Source organism: Streptoverticillium reticulum (assembly GCF_047456005.1).
Lineage (GTDB): Bacteria > Actinomycetota > Actinomycetes > Streptomycetales > Streptomycetaceae > Streptomyces > Streptomyces reticulum.
On the sequence record NZ_CP179755.1, the window covers coordinates 1558009 to 1576859 of the forward strand.

Genomic DNA, 18851 nt, shown 5'->3' on the forward strand with positions numbered 1-18851 from the left:
TTCCGCCCGCCGCCCTCGACGCCGCAGTGCTTTCCATGGTCCCCCCGAACGGGGCGGGTCCGCAGCCTGCGCGCCCCGTAAGGGGCGCGGGGAACTGCGCGAGCAACCACGACGCTCCCGCAGTCGAAGTGCTCGGGGCTCCGCCCCGGACCCCTGGGGTGGTGCGTCGGCTGCGGGCCGGTGGGGGCTGGTCGCGCCCACGCGGCGGAGCCGCATACGTCACGGCCCCGCGCCCCTTCGGGGCACGGCTTAGCGCGGACCCGGGAGCGGAAGGGTGAACCAGACGGTCGTGCCCGTGCCGGACGGGTGGTGGCCCCACCCGTCGGCGAGCTGCTCGACCAGCCACATGCCGCGGCCGTTCTCGCTGTCCTCCGCGGCCTGCCGGCACAGTGGCGCCCGGCCCCCGGGGTCGGTGACCCGGGCGAGCAGGTGCGCGGGCGTGCGGCCGAGGGAGAGCTCGATGTCCCCGGTGCCCCCGCAGCCGTGCACGACGGCGTTGGTGACCAGCTCGGAGAGCAGCAGGGCGGTGTCGTCGGCGAGGTCGTGCAGCCCCCACTCGGCGAGCAGCCGCCCGGCGAAGCGCCGGGCGGCCGCCACGGACCGGGGCGAGGCCGGGAACGAGACGGCGTGCCCCGGCGCGGGGGTACGGGCGGCGCGGGCCACGGACGGGGGGCTGAGGGTGTCACGGCTGAATGCAGGCATCTGGCTCTGGCTCTGGTGCGATCGAGTGAGCGCGAACGGCGCCCCTCCACATTCGCCCGCTTCCCGTCACAGGTCTATACCCCAGGTGTCACAGATGCCTTACGAACTGTGTCGCGCGCGGTCCCCCGGCCCGGTGAGAGGCGCGGGGAACCGCACGGCCGGCTGTCCGGCGGAGCGCCTAGGCGCTCGGGCACTGCTTCCAGGCGAGGTGGTAGACGGTGTTGATGTCGCCGTCCGTCGAGTCCATCGTCATGAAGCTGGTCGTCCTTCTCGGGTCCGAGGAACCGGCGTTGACTCTCAGCTCGGTGTTGATGTTGAAGTTCCGCTGCTCACCGCAGGGCGCCCAGACCAGCGAGGCCACGTCGACGGAGTCGGTGACCTGCCAGTTGTCGCTGACGGGGCCGCTGAAGCCATGGCTGCTGGGCGTGGTGACGGGCGAGCCCTGGAAGTAGTACGACGCCTTCTCCAGGCCGTTCGCGCCGTCCGCCAGGCTGGCGAAGCCGCGGTAGTCGGCGCTGGCGATCGCGTAGGTGAAGCCCTGGGGCACGTGGACGATCAGGTTGAGCTGGCAGTTCTTGCGGAAGTCGGTGGGCTTGGAGCCGACGCCGACCTGGGCGAGGTAGTCGCTGTAGGTGACGGTGAAGGCCGTGTTGTCCGGGGATACCGCGACGGCGGCGGTACCCGCGGGACAGCCCGATCCGTTGACCGTGGCGATCTCGATCACGATCTTGTCGGGCGGCGGGTCCTTGATGACGGTGGGATTGTGCGTGGCGAGCGACGAGGCGAACAACGCCGCTATCGCTCCGGCTGTGAACAGACCGCCGGGCATGGCGCTCCAATCATCGAGTGTCTTCGGGCCGCGAAGGCCCGAGGGGAAGACAAGGAAGACCTGGGAATCCTCACGGGTACCCCTGAGCGGTAGGGCAGGCGTCGGGATTCGAGGAGTGCCGGACCGTGTGGACCGTCCGAGGCCGACGGTCGCGGCACGGCCGGACAGTGGCCGGGCCCACGTCAGCGCACGGTTTCCCACGGCCCGTGGGACGGGGAGCGTTCGGAATGATAGGGAGGGCAAGGGGAGTTGGCCAGACTTACCGGCAGGGGGAGGGAGGGCCTCCGGAAGGGGGATTCCGCAGATCTGGCCGAAAACCGCCGCCACCCTCGTATCGCCTGGTCAAGACGGCGCGGGACGCCCCGGAACCCTTGCGTCCCGGCGCCCCGGGGCGCAGACTGGTGTTTAGGCAGAGCTAAAGATGGCATCCTCGTGAAGGACATCCTCGTGGAGGAGCAGCACATCTGACGACGCGACGGCTGTCGCGGGAGCACTGGGGGGCACCATGGCGTGGGGACGGACGAACAAGGCGGGCACCGACCACGGCGACCCCCAGGCCGCGGGAGGCAGGCTGGCCCGGCAGGCGACCGCCTCGCTCGCAGGCCTCCTCGCCGAACGCGGCATGACCCGCAAGGACTTGGCCGACCGCATGGGCGTCTCGCCGGGCCGGGTGAGCCAGATCCTCTCCGGCGGCGAGAACCTCACCCTCCGCTCCCTCGCAGCCGTCGCGGAATGTCTCGACGCCAGGGTCGAGATCGTCTTCTCCGACTCCCCCGGCACCCACGAACCCGCCGGCACCGCACCGGCCACGCAGCACGTGACGGCACCGGCCGGCTCGTACGCCCACTCACGCTTTCACTGAACTGCCGCCCGCCATCTGCTCCATGGCCACGCAGGACAGGTGCCGCCGCTTGAGCTCCAGGAGCCGGTCCGCATCGCTGCGCTTGCCGTGGGCGTGCGCCAGTTCCAGCAGGCAGACCAGATACTGCTCCGCCTCGCCGAACGCCCGGCGCACCCGGCGGACCTCCTCGCGCGTGGCCGGCCGGGCGTGGTGCTGACAGGCCTTCTCGACCTTCGTCTCCACGGTGATCCACCGCTGCGCGGCCATCTGCACCTCGTTGTGGCGCTCGTTGATCTCCTTCTTCAGCTGGGTGCGCAGCCGCACCGGACGCCCCGGGGCGTCCACCCGCTGCAGCAGATGGTGGCGGACGCCGTCTGCGAAGGCGTCGAGATCCCAGCAGTCGCGGAATCCCCCGGCCATACGCTCGCACCACTCGGCCCGGTCGGTCCGCAGACGCAGGGCCAGCTGATGCAGCAACAGCGAATTGCCGAGGGTGAGTACGGCCATCACGGCGCTCTTGTCCCCGCTCTGCTCCGCCCGGCCGCGCGGCGCGACGCCCCAGCCGGCCGCGGCACCCACCGCCACGGGCGGCACGCTCGACGCGTGCGGCAGCAGCAGACCGCTGGCCACGGCCGCCATGCCGGAGGTCCACAGCACCACGGCGACCGTCAGCCCCGCCGAGCGCACCGTGCCCAGCAGCCGCCCGTCCTCACGGAACCGGAAGATCAGGCACACCCAGGTCACGGGCGCGCAGACAACGGCGGGCAGTACCCATTCAGAGATCAAGGACGCCTGGTCCCCTGCCACATCGGCTCCTGGTTCTCACTCACGGCCCACCGGCACAACAAAATGATGTTCCCATCGCGCACCGTCACGGCGGGCAACGATCGGGCCAAGCTCCGTGATGAGCGCAAGAATCGAGCCAGGACGCCGGGCCAGGACAGGGCACGGTGCCGGGAGCACCATGGAAGGGCAGACGGCCATGGTCCCGACCCGGCAGGAGCCCGCCGATGGCGCGCGGAGCGTTGCGGATCTACCTCGGGGCCGCCCCCGGGGTGGGGAAGACCTACGCCATGCTCAAGGAGGGGCAGCGGCTGCGCGCCCAGGGCACGGACGTCGTCATCGGGTTCGCCGAGCCGCACGGGCGGCGGCTCACGGCCGCGCTGGCCGAGGGGCTGGAGACGGTCCCGCGCCGCACCCTGGTGCACCGCGGGGTGCCGTTCACCGAGATGGACCTGGACGCCGTGCTCACCCGCCGCCCCCAGGTCGCCCTGGTGGACGAGCTGGCCCACACCGACGTGCCCGGCTGCCGCAACGCCAAGCGCTGGCAGGACGTGGAGGAGCTGCTGGACGCGGGCATCGACGTCGTCACCACGCTCAACGTCCAGCACCTGGAGTCCCTCAACGACGTGGTCGAGCAGATCACGGGCGTCGTCCAGCACGAGACGCTGCCGGACGAGGTGGCCCGGCGGGCCGCCCAGATCGAACTGGTCGACCTCCCGCCCGAGGTGCTGCGCCGCCGCATGGTGCACGGCGACATCTACCCGGCGGACCGCATCGAGTCCGCGCTGACGCACTACTTCCGGGTCGGCAATCTCACCGCGCTGCGCGAACTGGCGCTGTTGTGGCTCGCCGACCGGGTGGAGGAGGGACTCCAGCGCTACCGCACCGACCACGGCATCGCCACCCCCTGGGAGACCCGCGAGCGGATCCTGGTCGGCCTGACCGGCGGCGCGGAGGGCGAGACGCTCATCCGGCGCGCCGCCCGGATCACCGCCCGCACCCCCGGGAGCGAGCTGCTGGCGCTCCATGTCGTCCCGGGCGACGCGCTCGCGGGCGGCAGCCCGGCCGCGCTCGACGGCCAGCGTGCCCTCGTGGAGTCCCTGGGCGGCAGCTACCACCAGGTCACCGGGGACGACGTCGTCGAGACGCTGCTGGAGTTCGCCCGGGCGGAGAACGTCACCCAGATCGTGCTGGGCGCGAGCCGCCGGGGCCGGCTCTCGCTGCTGCTGCACGCCGGGGTGGGGCAGCGGACGATCCACGGCTCCGGGCCCGTCGACGTGCACATCGTCACGCACGAGGCGGCGGCCGGCTCCGCCGCCCTGGCCCGGCTGCCGCTCCCGTACCGGGGCACCGGCCGGCGGCGGTACCGGCTGGCGACCGCGGGCACGGTGCTCCTGCTGCCCGCGCTGACCTGGGCCCTGACGGCGCTGCGCGGCCGTCTCGACCTCTCCGCCGACCTGGTCCTCTACCTGCTGGCCGTCGTGGTGATCGCCCTCGTCGGCGGGCTGTGGCCGGCCCTGGTCGCCGCGGTGGCCGCGGCGCTGCTGGCGGACTACTTCTTCACCGCTCCCGCGCATTCCTTCGCCGTCGAGCGCGGGCACGACGTCCTCGCGCTCGTCGTCTTCGTCACCGTCGCCGCGCTCGTCGGCTCGGCCGCGGGGACGGCCGCCCGGCGCACGTACCAGGCGGTGCGCGCCATGTCCGAGGCGCAGGCCCTGAGTCGGCTGGCCACGGCGATGATGCACGGGCAGGACCTGCCCGCCCTCATGGAGCAGATCCGGGAGAACTTCGGCCTCTCCGCGGTGAGCCTGCTCGAACGGGACCCCGGTGCGGGCGCCCGGCCGCGCTGGTACGTCGTCGCCAGTGCGGGCGAGCAGCCGCCCGAACGGCCTTACGACGGGGACCTGGAGAGCCCCGTCGACGACAGTCTCACCCTGGCCGCGCGCGGCCAGGGGCTGAGCCGGGAGGACCGGCAGCTCCTCGCCGCGTGCGCCGCACAGCTCGCGGTGGCGTACACCCACGGCCGGCTCGCCCGGCACGCCGCCGAGACGGACACCTTCGCCGCCGCCGAGCGCACCCGCGCCTCGCTCCTGGTCACGGCGGTACGCGAGTTGAGGGCCTGTCTGGACGCCGCTGCCGGGGCCCTCGCACGGACGGACGAGCCGGAGCAGGCGCGGGCGGCCGCCGCGCGGTCGTCGGTGCGCCGTGCGCGTCGGATCGTCACCGATCTGGACGACGTGGGCCGACTGCACGCCGGGGCGCTCGACCTCTACCTCCGCCCGGTGGAGCTCAGCGAGGTGCTGACCACGGCCCTGGACGACCTCGGACCCGGCGGCCACACGCTCGTCCTCTCGCTGCCGGAGGAGCTGCCCGACGTCATCGCCGACGCCGCCCTGCTCACCCGCGCCCTCACCGCCCTCGCCGCCGACGCGCTGCGCCACAGCCCGTCCGGCCAACCGCCCTCCGTCACCGCCGAGTTGCTGGCCGGCGGCCGTGTGGCTCTGCGCATCACGGACGGGGACGGCTCCCCGGCCGCGGCCGAGCGGGGCCGGAGCCTGGCCCTGCGGCTGTCCCGGGACCTCGTCGAGGCCATGGGCGGCTCGCTGCGGTCCACGGGTGCGCGCGCCGCGGCGTTCTCGGTGACGCTCGTCCTGCCGGCCTCGGCAGCGGCGCCGCGGCCCGCCGCCCCGTGACCCCGCGCGTCAGCGTGTTCCCGGGCTGCACACCCGGCCTAGCACTACCGTGTGCGCCTGTGTACCCATCTTGTTCCTCCGGCGACGCACCCGTGTCCGGGGTTCAGAACAAGCCATCGAACGCAATAAAGCCCCCGTCAATATGGCGCCCCACGGCGTCAGGAGCACGCTAAGAGGGCTCGCCAGGGCGGGTTTCCGGCGCTTCGCTACCGGTGGCTCGAACGAGTCGGCGCACACGCCGTCGGTCCGTCCCCCACAGCTCTCCCACAGGACCCGACGGCGCCTTTTTCCGCTTTTCCCGCTTCCTCCCCACTTCCTCACCCTTCACGAGGTGTATCGCCCATGGCTGATCTCGCCTTCGTCGGCCTCACGATCGTGGCCTTCGTCCTGCTCCACCTTGCGGTCAAGGGGGTGGAACGGCTGTGAGCGTCGAGAACGTCGTCGGACTCGTCGTCGCGGTGGGCCTGCTGCTCTACCTGCTGTACTGCCTGATCTTCCCGGAGAGGTTCTGAATGAACGACACCCTCGCGGGCTGGCTGCAGATCCTCGCCCTCGTGGCCGCACTCGCCCTGTGCCACCGGCCGTTGGGCGACTACGTCGCGCACTGCCTGACCACCACCCGCCACCTGCGCGCCGAACGGCTCGTGTACCGCACCGGCGGCGTCGACGGCGACGCCGAACAGACCTGGCCCGCCTACATGCGCAGCCTGCTGGCGTTCTCCGCCGTGTCCGTGCTGTTCCTCTACGCCTTCCTGCGGCTGCAGAACCACCTCCTGCTGTCGCTGGGCATGAAGCCCGTCGCCCCCGATCTGGCGTTCAACACGGCGGCATCCTTCGTCACCAACACCAACTGGCAGGCGTACTCGGGCGAGTCGGCCATGGGACACCTGGTGCAGATGGCGGGCCTGGCAGTGCAGAACTTCGTCTCGGCGGCCGTCGGCATCGCGGTGGTCGCCGCCCTGATCCGCGGTTTCACCCGCAAGCGCACCCACCACATCGGCAACTTCTGGGTCGACCTGACCCGCATCGTGCTGCGCGTCCTGCTGCCGGTCGCGTTCGTCTTCGCCCTCGTGCTCGTGGCGGCGGGGACGATCCAGAACTTCCACGGCGCCCAGGTCCTCACGACCATCGCCGGGGACCACCAGAGCATCACCGGCGGTCCCGTCGCCTCCCAGGAGGCCATCAAGGAACTGGGCACCAACGGCGGCGGGTTCTACAACGCCAACTCCGCCCACCCCTTCGAGAACCCCACCGGCTTCACCGACCTCGTCGAGATCTTCCTGCTCCTGGTCATCCCGTTCGCCCTCCCGCGCACCTTCGGCACCATGGTCCGCGACCGCCGCCAGGGGTACGCGATCGTCGCCGTCATGGCGCTGATCTGGGCGGCCTCGGTCGCGGTCGTCACCGTCAACGAGCTGCACAGCGTGAGCAGTCCGGCAGGGCACGCGGCGGGCGGCATGATGGAGGGCAAGGAACAGCGGTTCGGCATCTGGTCCTCCGCGCTGTTCGCCGTCTCCACCACGCTCACCTCGTGCGGCGCGGTGAACTCCGCCCACGACTCGTTCACGCCGGGCGGCGGCGGACTGCTGATCTTCAACATGATGCTGGGCGAGATCGCGCCCGGCGGCACCGGATCCGGCCTCTACGGCATTCTCGTCGTGGCCGTCATCGCGGTCTTCGTCGCCGGGCTGATGGTCGGCCGCACGCCCGAATACCTCGGCAAGAAACTCGGCAGCCGGGAGATCAAGTTCGCCTCCCTCTACATTCTCACCACCCCCGCCATCGTCCTCGTCGGCGCGGGAATCGCCATGGCCCTGCCCGGTGAACAGAAGGCGATGACCAATTCCGGTCCGCACGGCTTCTCCGAAGTCCTCTACGCGTTCACCTCCGCCGCCAACAACAACGGTTCGGCCTTCGCCGGTCTGCAGGCCAACACCGTCTGGTACAACGCCGCGCTCGGCCTGGTCATGGTCTTCGGCCGCTTCCTGCCCATGGTGTTCGTGCTGGCACTGGCCGGCGCCCTGGCCCGGCAGCGCCCGGTGCCCGTCACGGCCGGCACCCTTCCCACCCACCGGCCGCAGTTCGTCGGGCTGCTGGCCGGCGTGATCCTCATCGTCGTCGGCCTCACCTACTTCCCGGCGCTGGCGCTGGGGCCGCTCGCGGAAGGACTGCACTGATGTCCGACTCGCTCCCGCAGCACCAGCCGCACCGCGTCTCGGGCGGCCTGCTCGACCCCCGGCAGCTGCTCACCTCGTTCCCCGACGCCGTGCGCAAGCTCGATCCGCGGCTGATGGTCCGCAACCCGGTGATGTTCGTCGTCGAAGTGGGCGCCCTGCTCACCACGTTGTCGGCACTGAAGGACCCCGGCGTCTTCCCCTGGGTGATCGCGGCATGGCTGTGGCTCACCACCGTCTTCGCCAACCTCTCGGAAGCGGTGGCGGAGGGCCGGGGCAAGGCCCAGGCCGAGACGCTGCGCCGCGCCCGGACGCACACCACGGCCCGCCGCCTCGCGGACTGGCGGCCCGGTGCCGAGGCGCCGCCGGAGGAGGAGGTGGCCGCCGCCGAGCTGCAGTTGGGCGACCACGTCGTCGTCGAGGCGGGACAGATCATCCCGGGCGACGGGGACGTCGTCGAGGGCGTCGCCTCCGTGGACGAGTCGGCGATCACCGGCGAGTCCGCACCGGTCATCCGCGAGTCCGGCGGCGACCGTTCGGCCGTCACCGGCGGGACGAAGGTGCTGTCCGACCGCATCGTCGTGAAGATCACCTCCAAGCCGGGCGAGACCTTCATCGACCGGATGATCGCCCTCGTCGAGGGCGCGGCCCGGCAGAAGACGCCGAACGAGATCGCCCTCAACATCCTGCTGGCCTCGCTGACCATCGTCTTCATGATCGCCGTGGTCACCCTCCAGCCCTTCGCGATCTACGCGAAGGCCGAGCAGAGCATCGTCATCCTGGTGGCGCTCGTGGTCGCCCTGATCCCGACGACCATCGGCGCCCTGCTCTCCGCGATCGGCATCGCGGGCATGGACCGCCTGGTGCAGCGCAACGTCCTGGCCATGTCCGGCCGCGCCGTCGAGGCCGCCGGCGACGTCAACACCCTGCTGCTCGACAAGACCGGCACCATCACCCTCGGCAACCGCCAGGCCGCCGAGTTCCTCCCGGTCCAGGGGGTCGGAGCCGAGGAACTGGCGGACGCCGCCCAGCTGTCCTCGCTCGCCGACGAGACGCCCGAGGGCCGTTCCGTCGTCGTCCTGGCCAAGTGGCGGCACGCGCTGCGGGCCCGCGGCGAAGGGGAGCTGGAGGGCGCCGAGTTCGTCCCCTTCACCGCACAGACCCGGATGAGCGGGGTGGACGTCGACGGTCGCCGCATCCGCAAGGGCGCGGCCGGTGCGGTGACGGGCTGGGTGACCGAGCGCGGCGGCCGCCCGGGGGAGGAGGTGCACGAGATCACCGAACGCATCGCGCAGAGCGGCGGCACCCCGCTGGTGGTGGCCGTGGACGACGCCGACGGCGCCCGCGTGCTGGGGGTCATCCACCTCAAGGACGTCGTCAAGGAGGGCATCCGGGAACGCTTCGACGAGCTGCGCCGCATGGGCATCCGCACCGTCATGATCACCGGCGACAACCCCCTGACCGCGCAGGCGATCGCGGAGGAGGCGGGGGTCGACGACTTCCTGGCCGAGGCGACGCCCGAGGACAAGATGGCCCTCATCAAGCGCGAGCAGGCCGGCGGCAAGCTGGTCGCGATGACGGGCGACGGCACCAACGACGCCCCGGCGCTCGCCCAGGCCGACGTGGGCGTGGCCATGAACACCGGCACCTCGGCCGCCAAGGAGGCCGGGAACATGGTGGACCTGGACTCCAACCCCACCAAGCTCATCGAGATCGTCGAGATCGGCAAACAGCTGCTGATCACCCGCGGTGCGCTGACCACCTTCTCCATCGCCAACGACGTCGCGAAGTACTTCGCGATCATCCCCGCGATGTTCGCGGTCGCCTACCCCGGCCTCGACAGGCTCAACATCATGAAGCTGCACAGCCCGACGTCGGCCATCTCCTCCGCGATCATCTTCAACGCGCTGATCATCGTGGCGCTGATCCCGCTCGCCCTGCGCGGCGTGCGCTACCGGCCCTCGTCCGCGGCGGCCCTGCTCAGCCGCAACATCTGGCTGTACGGGCTCGGCGGCCTCGTACTGCCCTTCGTCGGCATCAAACTCATCGACCTGGCCGTCCAGTTCGTCCCCGGCCTCCACTGACGGAAGTCAGAAGGCGAAGAAGGCGAGTCCTCATGCTCCTCCACCTCCCGTCCACGGCCCGGCAGTACCTGTCTGCCCTGCGCATCCTGCTGGTGTTCACGGTCGTCACCGGCATCGCCTACCCCCTGGCCGTCACCGGCATCGCGCAAGCGGTCTTCCCCCACCAGGCCGGCGGCTCCCTGATCGAGGACCACGGCAGGCCCGTCGCCTCCGCGTTCCTCGGCCAGAACTTCGCGCTGCCGAAGCGGAACCCCGCGGACCCGAACGAGCAACTGCGCCCCGATCCCCGGTGGTTCCAGCCCCGCCCCTCCGCTGCCGACGCGGGCAAGGGGGCGGGCCCGTACGACCCGCTGAATTCCAGCGCCTCCAACCTCGGCCCCACCAACCCCGACCTGGTCACGGCCGTCGGCCAACGCCGCGCCGCCGTGGCCGCGTTCGACGGGGTCGATCCGCGGACCGTCCCGGCGGACGCCGTCACGGCCAGTGGTTCGGGGCTGGACCCGGACATCTCCCCCGCCTACGCCCGCGAGCAGGCGGCCCGGGTGGCCCGGGCCCGCCGGCTGCCTGCCGGGCGGGTGCGCGGGCTTGTCGACGCGCACGTCGACGGGCGCAGCGTCGGGTTCCTGGGCGAGCCGCACGTCAATGTCGTGAAGCTGAACCACGACTTGGCGTCGCTGGGTTGATATGCGGCTCCGCCGCGTGGGCGCGACCACGGCGCCCCGTCAGGGGCGCGGGGAACGGGGCTTCGCCCCGGACCCCGGGTGGTGCGTCGGCTGCGGGCGCGTCGTGGCTGGTCGCGCAGTTCCCCGCGCCCCTTACGGGGCTGCGGCCAAAAACTCCAGCAGGGCCGCGTTGACCTCCTCGGGGCGTTCCTGCTGGGTCCAATGCCCGCAGCCGGGAAGGGTGATGCTGCGGTGGAGCCGCGGCAGGATCCGGTCCAGGGAGGAGAGGACCTGGTCCATGCCGGGGAAGCCGCGGACGAGGTCGCGGTCGCCGGACATGTAGAGGGCCGGGACCTCGACGCCGCGGCCGGCGAAGGGGGCGAGCAGCTCCCAGTTGCGGTCGATGTTGCGGTACCAGTTCAGGCCGCCGGTGAAGGCGCGGTCGCCGTGGTGCGCGTACTCGCGGGCGAAGACCTCGACGTCCTCCTCGGTGAGCCAGGCGGGGAGCTCCTTCGGCTCCCGCAGGGTGTCGAGGAGCGTCGCGCCGTCGGGGACGACCCAGGGGCGCGGCGGGTCGGTGGCCGGGCTGTCGCCGGAGCTGCCGGACAGGATGCTCCGGAAGGTGGCCGTCGGGTTCTGCGCCAACTCGGCGTCGGCGACGCCCGGTTCCTGGAAGTACTGCTGGTAGAACCCGTCCCCGAGCACCGCGCGCAGCGCGGGCAGCGGGGGCGCCGCACCGCGCGGCAGGTGCGGGACGCTCAGCCCGGCGACCGCGCGCACCACGTCCGGGCGCAGCAGCGCCGTCGTCCAGGCGACCGGGGCGCCCCAGTCGTGGCCGACGACGACGGCACGCTCCTCGCCCAGCGCGTGGATCAGCCCGATCACGTCGCCGGTGAGGTGCAGCAGGCTGTAGGCGGCGATGTCACCGGGCTGGTCGCTGCGGGCGTACCCGCGCTGGTCCGGTGCCACCACCCGGTACCCGGCCGCGGCCAGGGGCGCGAACTGGTGGCGCCAGGAGTACCAGCACTCGGGGAAGCCGTGCAGCAGCAGGACCAGCGGGCCCTCCCCCTGTTCGGCGATGTGCAGCCTGATGCCGTTCACCTCGACGTGGCGGTGCTCCACCGCGACGCTCATGTGCCCTCCCCTGCTCGACGATTGCTGCTCGAAGGTTGCTTCCCGCACGATACGCCGCACGCCGACGGCACGGTCAGAGCGCCCCGCGCGCGAGCCGTTCCAGGTCGGCGACGGCCGACTCGACGGGCGGCAGCGTCAGTATCTGCCGCTGGGCGGAGCGCACTTCACCGGCGATCCGGGGGCTGGCCAGCACCTGCCCGCAGACGGCGGCGACCCGGCCGGGGTCCGGGACCGCGGCCGGGTCCGCGATGCGGTCGCCCAGCGCGAGCTCCTGCACCCGGTCCGCGTTGGCGGGCTGGTCACCGAAGCAGGGCGCCACGGCCATGGGCACACCGGCGCCCACGGCCTCCCTGATGCTGTTGTATCCGCCGTGGGTGACGAGCAGTTGGGCGCACCGGAGCAGCAGGGGCTGCGGAAAACGGTCCACCAGGTGCACGCCGCTGCGCGCGGGGGCCTGCTCCACGGCGAGGCCACCGGTGGCGACGAGGGCCACGCAGTCCAGCTGCGCCAGCCCCGCGACGACGGCGTTCAGCACCGGCACGGCGCCGAAGGCTCCCCCGGGCAGCCCGGCCAGCATCGGCAGTACCGTGCCGACGGCGGCGAGCACCAGCGGTCTGTCCGTGGGCAGTCCGGCCATCCAGTGGGGCAGGACCTCGACGGGGTCGACGTCCGCCGGCTGACGGTAGGCGAAGGTCGTGGCGGCCGGGTGGGTCATGAACGAGAAGGCGGGCGGCATGCAGTCCATGCGGCCGTACCGGTGGATCCAGTGCGGATCGTCCTCGGCGGGCAGTCCCAGCCGGACGCGGTGCCCGTTCAGGACGGGCAACAGGCGCACCGGGTCGAGGTGGTTGGCCGCGCCGGACGGCGCCGCCACGTGCGGGATGCCCAGCACCTCGGCCACCAGGCACCCGGCGAGCTCGCCGCCGTCACGGACCAGCAGGTCGGGGCCGAAGTCGCGGGCGGCGGGCAGCAGCGCGGCACAGCTGTCGGCGAGGTGGGGGCCCGCGAAGAACTCCACGGCCCCCTCCCCCGGCGGCCCGGACCCGTCGGCCCCGCCCCCGCGGAACCGCCGGGCCATGAAAGCGTGGAGATCCGCCATGACCCCCGCGACCCGCACCTGCCGGCCCGCGAAGCCGGGCACGAACGGCGGAGGCACGGCGACGAGCACGGCATGACCCGCCGCGGCCAGCGCCGAGACCAGCGGCAGCAGGGCCCTGGCATGCGAGGAGGATCCGGTGACGGTACAGAGCACGCGCACCCCGGGATCCCTGTCCGCGGGGCCGCAAAGGGAAACCCGTATTCATCCCCGGGACGGAAAATACCCCGGAGCGGATTGACGCCCGGGGTATTGCTCTGCGTATATTGGGTGTTTCCCTGTCCGGTTCAATTCAGGCCAGGGAGAAGCCTTATGGGGACATGCTATCGGGGCGGGAGCCGAATTGTCAAACGAGGAAATGCGGCACGAGCAGGAATTCCTCGACCTGCTGTACGCGCGGCTCGCCGAACTGCGGGCAAGCGCCGAGGAGTCGGTGCGCGAGGCCCTGCGCCGGGACGGGCGCACCTTCCAGGCACGCCTGGAGCGGGACGTCGCGGTGGCCGAGCAGTCCGGGCTGCTCGCCGCGTTCGACTCCGGGGAGCACGGACTGTGCTTCGGACGGCTGGAGTTCCGCGACGGCCGCGACCACCACATCGGGCGCATCGGCATACGCCGCGACGACGCGGAGCGCACCCCGCTGGTCGTCGACTGGCGGGCCGACGTCGCACGGCCCTTCTACCTGGCCACCGGGCACACCCCGATGGGGCTGCGCCGCAGGCGGCACATCAGCACCGAGCAGCAGCGGGTCACCGCGCTGCACGACGAGATCCTTGACCTGACCGACCCCGAGCGCACCGGCCACGAGGGCGCGGACGCGGACGCGGTGCTGCTGGCCGCGCTGGACTCGGCGCGCACCGGGCGGATGCACGACATCGTGCAGACCATCCAGGCCGAGCAGGACCGCATCATCCGCGCCCCGCACCACGGCGTGCTCGTCGTCGAGGGCGGCCCGGGCACCGGCAAGACCGTCGTCGCCCTGCACCGCGCGGCGTACCTGCTGTACGCCCACCGGGAGCAGCTCGCCCGCCGGGCCGTGCTGATCGTCGGGCCCAACCCGGCGTTCCTCGGCTACATCGGCGAGGTGCTGCCCTCGCTCGGCGAGACGGGCGTGCTGCTGGCCACACCCGGTGAGCTCTTCCCGGGCGTGACCGCCACCGGCACCGACACCCCGCGGGCGGCCGAGGTCAAGGGCGGCGCGGCCATGGCCGGGGCGCTGGCGCGGTTCGTCCGCGACCGGCAGACGCTGCCCGAGCCCGCGATCGTGATCGACCACGAGGACGGCGAACTGCGGCTGGACGCGGAGATCGCGGAGGCGGCCCGGCGCCGGGCGCGCGAGACCGGGCTGCCGCACAACCTCGCCCGTCCCTCCTTCGCCTTCGCCGTGATCGACGCGCTCACGGCCCAACTCGCCGACCGCCTCGGCGCGGACCCGTACGGCGGGCCGAACCTCCTCGGTCCGGACGACGTGGCCCAGCTCGGCAAGGCCGTCGCGGCCAGCGCCGAGGTGCACGCCGCCGTCGACGAGCTGTGGCCGGCCCTCACCCCGCAGCAGCTGGTCGCCGACTTCCTCGAGGAGCCCGTGCACCTCCCGGGGGCGGACGCCGCGGCGATCCGCCGCGCGGGCGGCGCCTGGACGCCCGCGGACGTGCCGCTGCTGGACGAGGCCGCCGAGCTCCTCGGCGAGGACGACTCCGCGGCCCGCGCCGCCGCCGAGGCCGCGCGGCAGGAGCGGATCGCCTACGCGCAGGGCGTGCTCGACCTCTCCTACGGTTCCCGCACCCAGGAGTTCGAGGACCGCGAGGACGAGGACTCGGAGGTGCTGGCCGCCCACGACCTGGTCGACGCGGAGCGGCTGGCCGAGCGGCACGAGGAGGCCGACCACCGCAGCGCGGCCGAGCGCGCCGCCGCCGACCGCACCTGGGCGTTCGGCCACGTCATCGTGGACGAGGCGCAGGAGCTGTCCGCGATGGCGTGGCGGCTGCTGATGCGGCGCTGTCCGACCCGTTCGATGACGCTGGTCGGCGACCCGGCGCAGACCGCCGAGCCGGGTGGCTGCGGCGCGTGGGAGAACATCCTCCCGCCCCACGTCGGCGACCGCTGGGAGCACGTCCGGCTCGGCGTCAACTACCGCACGCCCGCGGAGATCATGGACGTGGCGGCGGACGTCGTCCGGTCCGCCGACACCTCCTTCGCACCGCCGCGCTCGGTGCGCTCCACGGGCGTCCGGCCCTGGGCGCTGCGGGCCGGCGACCTGGCGGGAGCGGTGCGCGACGCGGTCGCGCGCGAGGGCCGCGCCGAGGGCCGTCTCGCGGTGATCGCCCCGCGCGACCACCTCCCGCTGCTGGCCGCCGCCCTCCCGGAGGCCTCGTGCGGGGCCGCTCCGGATCTCACCAGGCCGGTGGTGCTGCTGGACCCGCGGCAGGCCAAGGGGCTGGAGTTCGACACGGTGATCGTCGCGGAGCCGGCGGAGTTCGGTGCGAGCGATCTGTACGTCGCGCTGACCCGGGCGACGCAGCGGCTTGGCGTCGTGCACACGGGGGCTCTCCCGGCGGGGCTGGAAGGTCTGGAGGGAGGGGAGTGACGGGAGTGATCACCAGGCGATAGCATCCAACCATGGTCGTTCACAAGGCAGTTGTCACCGTCGAGGTCAGGCCTCACCCCATCGCCGCGGCGTTCCATCACCTGCTGACGCACCCGGTCGTCGAGATCGACGGCCGGGAGCACGTCATGAAGTGGGGTACCGAGGAGATACCCGTCGCCGCCGGGCAGCACCGCATCAGGGTCTTCTTCCGGTACCGGGGCCAGAAGGGGACCCATCTCGCCCTGGCGAGCCGGGAGTTCACGGTGGACGGCGCCGCCCGGCGGGTGGGCCTTGCGGCTCGGCTGGGCTGGCGGAACGGGAGCCGGTTCCGGATCAGTGAACCGGTGACGGAGGCCTGACCTGCACCTGCAGGTCGTCGGTGGCTGGTCGCGCAGTTCCCCGCGCCCCTGACGGGGCGCGGCCCTCCGGAGTAGCGCAGACCACCGCCGAGCCGATCATCACCAGGGCGAAGCTCCACAGCCCCATGGTGAGGATGATCGAGCCGTGCAGCACGATGTCCATGGCCAGCCCCGCCTTGCGCCAGCGGTCCGAGGCCAGGACGCAGACGCCGATGGCGATCTCGATGATCAGCGCGCCCCAGGTGAGCGCGACGACGACGAACGCGCTCTTGGACAGCGTGAGGAAGAGTCCGTCCCACGGCTTTCCCACGCCGAACATGTTGTCGCGCAGGAAGTAGTACTCGGCCGTTCCGTTGGCCCAGTCGGCCACGCCGAACTTGCTGATGGCGCTGTCGAGATAGAGGTAGGCGATCTGCACCCGGACGGCCAGGAAGGCCACGAAGGTGAGCGTGCGCCACGAGGGGGCGAGTTCCCGGGTGGGCTGCTGCCAGTGCCAGGTGCGGTCGTCGGCGAGCCCGATGGGGATCATGAAGAAGCACATGATCATGGCGACGGACTCGCCGCCGTCGGGAACGGCGATGCTGACGGCGATCGAGTAGGTGGCCCAGGCGTGCGGAATCGCCGTCCAGCGCGGGCGGTATCCGCTCGCGGCCACCGCCAGGATCACGATCAGCAGCCAGCGTTGGGCCTCGGGACCCACTCCGGTGTCGCCGAGGCACATGGCGGAGGCGGCGCGGACGGAGTTGCAGTGCGGGTAGTCGCCCAGGCCGACGACCGGCACGAGCAGGGCCTTGACCGGGGTCAGCAGCATGAAGCTCAGCTGGGCCACCGCGATGACGGTGCGCCCGGCGCCGAACCAGCGGGAGCGCATGTCGTGCCGGGCGGTGCGCTCGGCGAGGCGGTCGGCGAGGGACTGTACGGCGGGCATTATCGGCATCGGATGTCCAGGTGGGCGACGTGCTCGACGCGCCGGTCGTAGGAGACTTGGTTGCGGAAGCTCCACGGCACCGTCGTCTCCCGGGTGAGGTAGGCCTCACCGCAGACCGTCGGCACGGGGCTGGTGTTCTTCACCTTCAGCGCCGGCTTCCTCGCCGCCTCCCGGAGACAGTCGTCGAGATAGCCGGCGCAGTCGGACCAGTGCTGCGTGGCGGCCGAGTTGAAGAAGCCGATCTCGGGGCCCTGGGCCCGCTGGGTGCGGGACAGGCCGAAGAGGTTCGCGGGTGATCCCTGGGGCGTGTTCAGCAGGTTGTGCACCGAGCCGTCGGCTCCGTAGGAGTAGACGCCGATCTGTTCGTCCTCCGGGTTCCGGGTGAAGAACGCCCAGTTCTCCGGGGTGATGATGTTCAGGACCGGCCGCACGCCCTTGGAGTGGCGGCTGCTCAGCGCGTTGGTCGGCAGCGTGTAGAAGAGCGACAGGGCGAGGTAGCCGAAGACGAGCAGGCAGGCGGTGACGAACAGGCCGAGCTGGCGTATCGAGCCCGTCCCGGTTCCCGTCGGTCTCGGGCGGTGATCTGTGGACGTACTGGTCATCCGGGCATGGCCCCTATGCGGCGCTGGTTCTGGTCGGGTCTCGGGCGGGCGGACGGGGCCCTGCCGGGCCGCGTTGTGCGCGACGCGGCCCGGCAGGGTGTCGGTGGGTCAGAGGCCCTTGGCCACTGCCGAGACGAAGTTGCTGGCGTCCAGGCTGTTCGGCTTGCTCATGTCGAAGCCGTAGCTCACCGCGGACGGGACGACGACGAGGGCGACGACCGCCTCGGTCGCACCGGCCACGTTGGCGTAGCCGATGGCGTTGATGGCGCCGAGGACGTTGATCTCGATCACGGCGTTGGCGTCGTGCCAGACCCAGCCGTTGGCGCGGTCGGGGTTGTTGCCGAACTTCTTGTGCTGCGCGATGTAGGTCTTGACGTCGTCGTTCAGCCGCTCCATGCCGGCCTTGGCCGCGTACGGGTCGCTGATCTGGACGGGGACGGTGACCTTGTCGTGGAAGTCGGCGTCGATCGCCTTGAGCTCCTTGGTGAACTCCGCGATCTGCTCGAGCGTCACCTTGTCGGACTGGGGCGTGCGGTGCGACCGGATCTGCTTGGCCAGGTCCGGGTGCTCGTCCGCGGCCTTGCCCTTGGCGAAGACGAGCAGGCCGACGATGTCCTCGTCGGAGTACTTGACGGTGTGCTTGGCGGCCTTGCCGGACAGCGGCGCGGTCACCCCGGAGTTCTTCGCAGGGGCGGCCACGGCTGCCGTGCCGGAGACGACACCCACGGTGAGGACGGCCGCTGCGCAGGCGAGCGCAGCACTCTTCTTCAGCTTCATTGAGGTACCTTCGATGAGTCGTTGCAAACGGGTTTCACCGCCCGGACGGCGGCAGGCCGGCGCTCCGCTTGCGGGCATGCAGAGGAGGAGGCCGGCGCTTGAGGACCGGTGGCGGAGGGAGTCGCCTCCGCCACCGGAATCCGGAAAGGGTGTGCGGCGCGGGCCGGTTCAGGCGGGCCCGTGCTCGCGGCGTGCGGCGGCGTTGGCCGCGGAGGCGGACGATGCCGCGATGGCGACGTCCACGGCGCCGCTCGCCGCGACGATCACGATGTAGGCCCAGGAGGGGCCGTCGGCAAGGCCGTTGACGAGCGCGGCGGCCGCGGCGACGAGCAGGACCGGGACCAGGCGCAGGTAGCGCCTCCGGGCCGCGTGCTGCCCGGCCTGCCAGGCGGCGTCGCCGGCGAAGGTCTCCTTGGTCCGCACGCCGACGAAGGCGTTCCGGCCGAGGGTGCCCTTCCCGCCGGCGCGGGCGACGGCGAGAACGACGGATGCAGCGACGAGATAGACGACGGCGAGAACGACGCCCACGACAAGATGAGAACTCATGGTGCTGCTTCCCCCTGGCAAGCCCACGTGATCGGCGACCTGGCCATCGTGGCACTGCCG

The 18851-nt window shown here is 72.1% G+C and carries 17 protein-coding genes; 8 read left to right on the forward strand and 9 right to left on the reverse strand.

Annotated features, from left to right (window positions below; all coding sequences use genetic code 11):
* Positions 1 to 249: 249 nt before the first annotated feature.
* Positions 250 to 702, reverse strand: coding sequence for an ATP-binding protein (locus ACMATS_RS07240; protein WP_414167347.1), 453 nt, complete (start codon positions 700 to 702; stop codon positions 250 to 252).
* A gap of 178 nt (positions 703 to 880) precedes the next feature.
* The gene (locus tag ACMATS_RS07245) at positions 881 to 1531 is read right to left on the reverse strand and encodes a DUF4360 domain-containing protein (protein ID WP_391154892.1); all 651 of its coding nucleotides are present in this window, start codon (positions 1529 to 1531) and stop codon (positions 881 to 883) included.
* Positions 1532 to 2036: 505 nt separating this feature from the next.
* On the opposite strand from ACMATS_RS07245, the gene ACMATS_RS07250 reads away from it, so the two are divergent.
* Positions 2037 to 2393 carry a helix-turn-helix domain-containing protein gene (locus tag ACMATS_RS07250; RefSeq protein ID WP_390779698.1) on the forward strand — a complete coding sequence of 119 codons (357 nt, stop codon included), beginning with the start codon at positions 2037 to 2039 and terminating at the stop codon, positions 2391 to 2393.
* Here ACMATS_RS07250 and ACMATS_RS07255 read toward each other — a convergent pair.
* Positions 2379 to 3158, reverse strand: a complete 780-nt coding sequence (locus ACMATS_RS07255) for a hypothetical protein (RefSeq protein ID WP_414167348.1) — start codon at positions 3156 to 3158, stop codon at positions 2379 to 2381. The genes ACMATS_RS07250 and ACMATS_RS07255 overlap by 15 nt on opposite strands.
* A gap of 224 nt (positions 3159 to 3382) precedes the next feature.
* Between ACMATS_RS07255 and ACMATS_RS07260 the strand changes: the two genes are divergently transcribed.
* The 5 genes from ACMATS_RS07260 (at position 3383) to kdpC (ending at position 10789) form a co-directional block, all read left to right on the forward strand.
* Positions 3383 to 5848 (forward strand): DUF4118 domain-containing protein, encoded by a 2466-nt coding sequence (locus tag ACMATS_RS07260; protein ID WP_414167349.1) that lies wholly within the window; start codon positions 3383 to 3385, stop codon positions 5846 to 5848.
* A 422-nt stretch (positions 5849 to 6270) separates the two neighbouring features.
* A complete protein-coding gene (gene kdpF, locus ACMATS_RS07265; RefSeq protein WP_390779701.1) occupies positions 6271 to 6360 on the forward strand; it encodes a K(+)-transporting ATPase subunit F in 90 nt (29 codons plus the stop codon).
* A complete protein-coding gene (kdpA, locus tag ACMATS_RS07270; protein WP_414167350.1) occupies positions 6361 to 8025 on the forward strand; it encodes a potassium-transporting ATPase subunit KdpA in 1665 nt (554 codons plus the stop codon).
* A complete protein-coding gene (gene kdpB / locus ACMATS_RS07275) occupies positions 8025 to 10106 on the forward strand; it encodes a potassium-transporting ATPase subunit KdpB (protein ID WP_414167351.1) in 2082 nt (693 codons plus the stop codon). Before kdpA ends, kdpB begins: the two co-directional genes overlap by 1 nt.
* A 32-nt stretch (positions 10107 to 10138) precedes the next feature.
* Entirely contained in the window at positions 10139 to 10789 is a 651-nt protein-coding gene (gene kdpC / locus ACMATS_RS07280; RefSeq protein ID WP_414167352.1) for a potassium-transporting ATPase subunit KdpC, read from the forward strand.
* 132 nt (positions 10790 to 10921) lie between these two features.
* Here the strand turns inward: kdpC and ACMATS_RS07285 are convergent, their stop codons facing one another.
* Both ACMATS_RS07285 and ACMATS_RS07290 read right to left on the reverse strand, forming a co-directional pair.
* Positions 10922 to 11902: an alpha/beta fold hydrolase gene (locus ACMATS_RS07285; RefSeq protein ID WP_414167353.1), complete on the reverse strand. Its 981-nt coding sequence runs from the start codon at positions 11900 to 11902 to the stop codon at positions 10922 to 10924.
* Positions 11903 to 11975: 73 nt separating this feature from the next.
* A complete protein-coding gene (locus ACMATS_RS07290) occupies positions 11976 to 13160 on the reverse strand; it encodes a glycosyltransferase (protein ID WP_414167354.1) in 1185 nt (394 codons plus the stop codon).
* 196 nt (positions 13161 to 13356) lie between these two features.
* Here ACMATS_RS07290 and ACMATS_RS07295 point away from each other — a divergent pair, with 196 nt between their 5' ends.
* Positions 13357 to 15579, forward strand: coding sequence for a HelD family protein (locus ACMATS_RS07295; protein WP_414170669.1), 2223 nt, complete (start codon positions 13357 to 13359; stop codon positions 15577 to 15579).
* Between the two features lie 32 nt (positions 15580 to 15611).
* On the forward strand, positions 15612 to 15938 hold the full coding sequence (locus tag ACMATS_RS07300) for a hypothetical protein (RefSeq protein WP_414167355.1): 327 nt from the start codon (positions 15612 to 15614) through the stop codon (positions 15936 to 15938).
* Here ACMATS_RS07300 and ACMATS_RS07305 read toward each other — a convergent pair.
* From ACMATS_RS07305 to ACMATS_RS07320, 4 genes are all read right to left on the reverse strand, one after another.
* Positions 15913 to 16866, reverse strand: a complete 954-nt coding sequence (locus tag ACMATS_RS07305) for a sporulation-delaying protein SdpB family protein (protein WP_414167356.1) — start codon at positions 16864 to 16866, stop codon at positions 15913 to 15915. The two genes, ACMATS_RS07300 and ACMATS_RS07305, sit on opposite strands and share 26 nt — an antisense overlap.
* A complete protein-coding gene (locus ACMATS_RS07310; RefSeq protein ID WP_414167357.1) occupies positions 16866 to 17468 on the reverse strand; it encodes an SdpA family antimicrobial peptide system protein in 603 nt (200 codons plus the stop codon). Before ACMATS_RS07310 ends, ACMATS_RS07305 begins: the two co-directional genes overlap by 1 nt.
* A 108-nt stretch (positions 17469 to 17576) precedes the next feature.
* On the reverse strand, positions 17577 to 18245 hold the full coding sequence (locus ACMATS_RS07315) for a sporulation delaying protein family toxin (protein WP_390779710.1): 669 nt from the start codon (positions 18243 to 18245) through the stop codon (positions 17577 to 17579).
* A 168-nt stretch (positions 18246 to 18413) separates the two neighbouring features.
* The gene (locus ACMATS_RS07320) at positions 18414 to 18791 is read right to left on the reverse strand and encodes an SdpI family protein (protein WP_390779711.1); all 378 of its coding nucleotides are present in this window, start codon (positions 18789 to 18791) and stop codon (positions 18414 to 18416) included.
* Positions 18792 to 18851 lie beyond the last annotated feature (60 nt).

Bases quoted from the DNA above. Each gene is read 5' to 3' on its own strand.
- ACMATS_RS07240 (WP_414167347.1), bottom strand. From the start codon at position 702: ATGCCTGCATTCAGCCGTGACACCCTCAGCCCCCCGTCCGTGGCCCGC.
- ACMATS_RS07245 (WP_391154892.1), bottom strand. From the start codon at position 1,531: ATGCCCGGCGGTCTGTTCACAGCCGGAGCGATAGCGGCGTTGTTCGCC.
- ACMATS_RS07250 (WP_390779698.1), top strand. From the start codon at position 2,037: ATGGCGTGGGGACGGACGAACAAGGCGGGCACCGACCACGGCGACCCC.
- ACMATS_RS07260 (WP_414167349.1), top strand. From the start codon at position 3,383: ATGGCGCGCGGAGCGTTGCGGATCTACCTCGGGGCCGCCCCCGGGGTG.
- kdpA (WP_414167350.1), top strand. From the start codon at position 6,361: ATGAACGACACCCTCGCGGGCTGGCTGCAGATCCTCGCCCTCGTGGCC.
- kdpB (WP_414167351.1), top strand. From the start codon at position 8,025: ATGTCCGACTCGCTCCCGCAGCACCAGCCGCACCGCGTCTCGGGCGGC.
- kdpC (WP_414167352.1), top strand. From the start codon at position 10,139: ATGCTCCTCCACCTCCCGTCCACGGCCCGGCAGTACCTGTCTGCCCTG.
- ACMATS_RS07285 (WP_414167353.1), bottom strand. From the start codon at position 11,902: ATGAGCGTCGCGGTGGAGCACCGCCACGTCGAGGTGAACGGCATCAGG.
- ACMATS_RS07295 (WP_414170669.1), top strand. From the start codon at position 13,357: ATGCGGCACGAGCAGGAATTCCTCGACCTGCTGTACGCGCGGCTCGCC.
- ACMATS_RS07300 (WP_414167355.1), top strand. From the start codon at position 15,612: ATGGTCGTTCACAAGGCAGTTGTCACCGTCGAGGTCAGGCCTCACCCC.
- ACMATS_RS07305 (WP_414167356.1), bottom strand. From the start codon at position 16,866: ATGCCCGCCGTACAGTCCCTCGCCGACCGCCTCGCCGAGCGCACCGCC.
- ACMATS_RS07310 (WP_414167357.1), bottom strand. From the start codon at position 17,468: ATGACCAGTACGTCCACAGATCACCGCCCGAGACCGACGGGAACCGGG.
- ACMATS_RS07315 (WP_390779710.1), bottom strand. From the start codon at position 18,245: ATGAAGCTGAAGAAGAGTGCTGCGCTCGCCTGCGCAGCGGCCGTCCTC.
- ACMATS_RS07320 (WP_390779711.1), bottom strand. From the start codon at position 18,791: ATGAGTTCTCATCTTGTCGTGGGCGTCGTTCTCGCCGTCGTCTATCTC.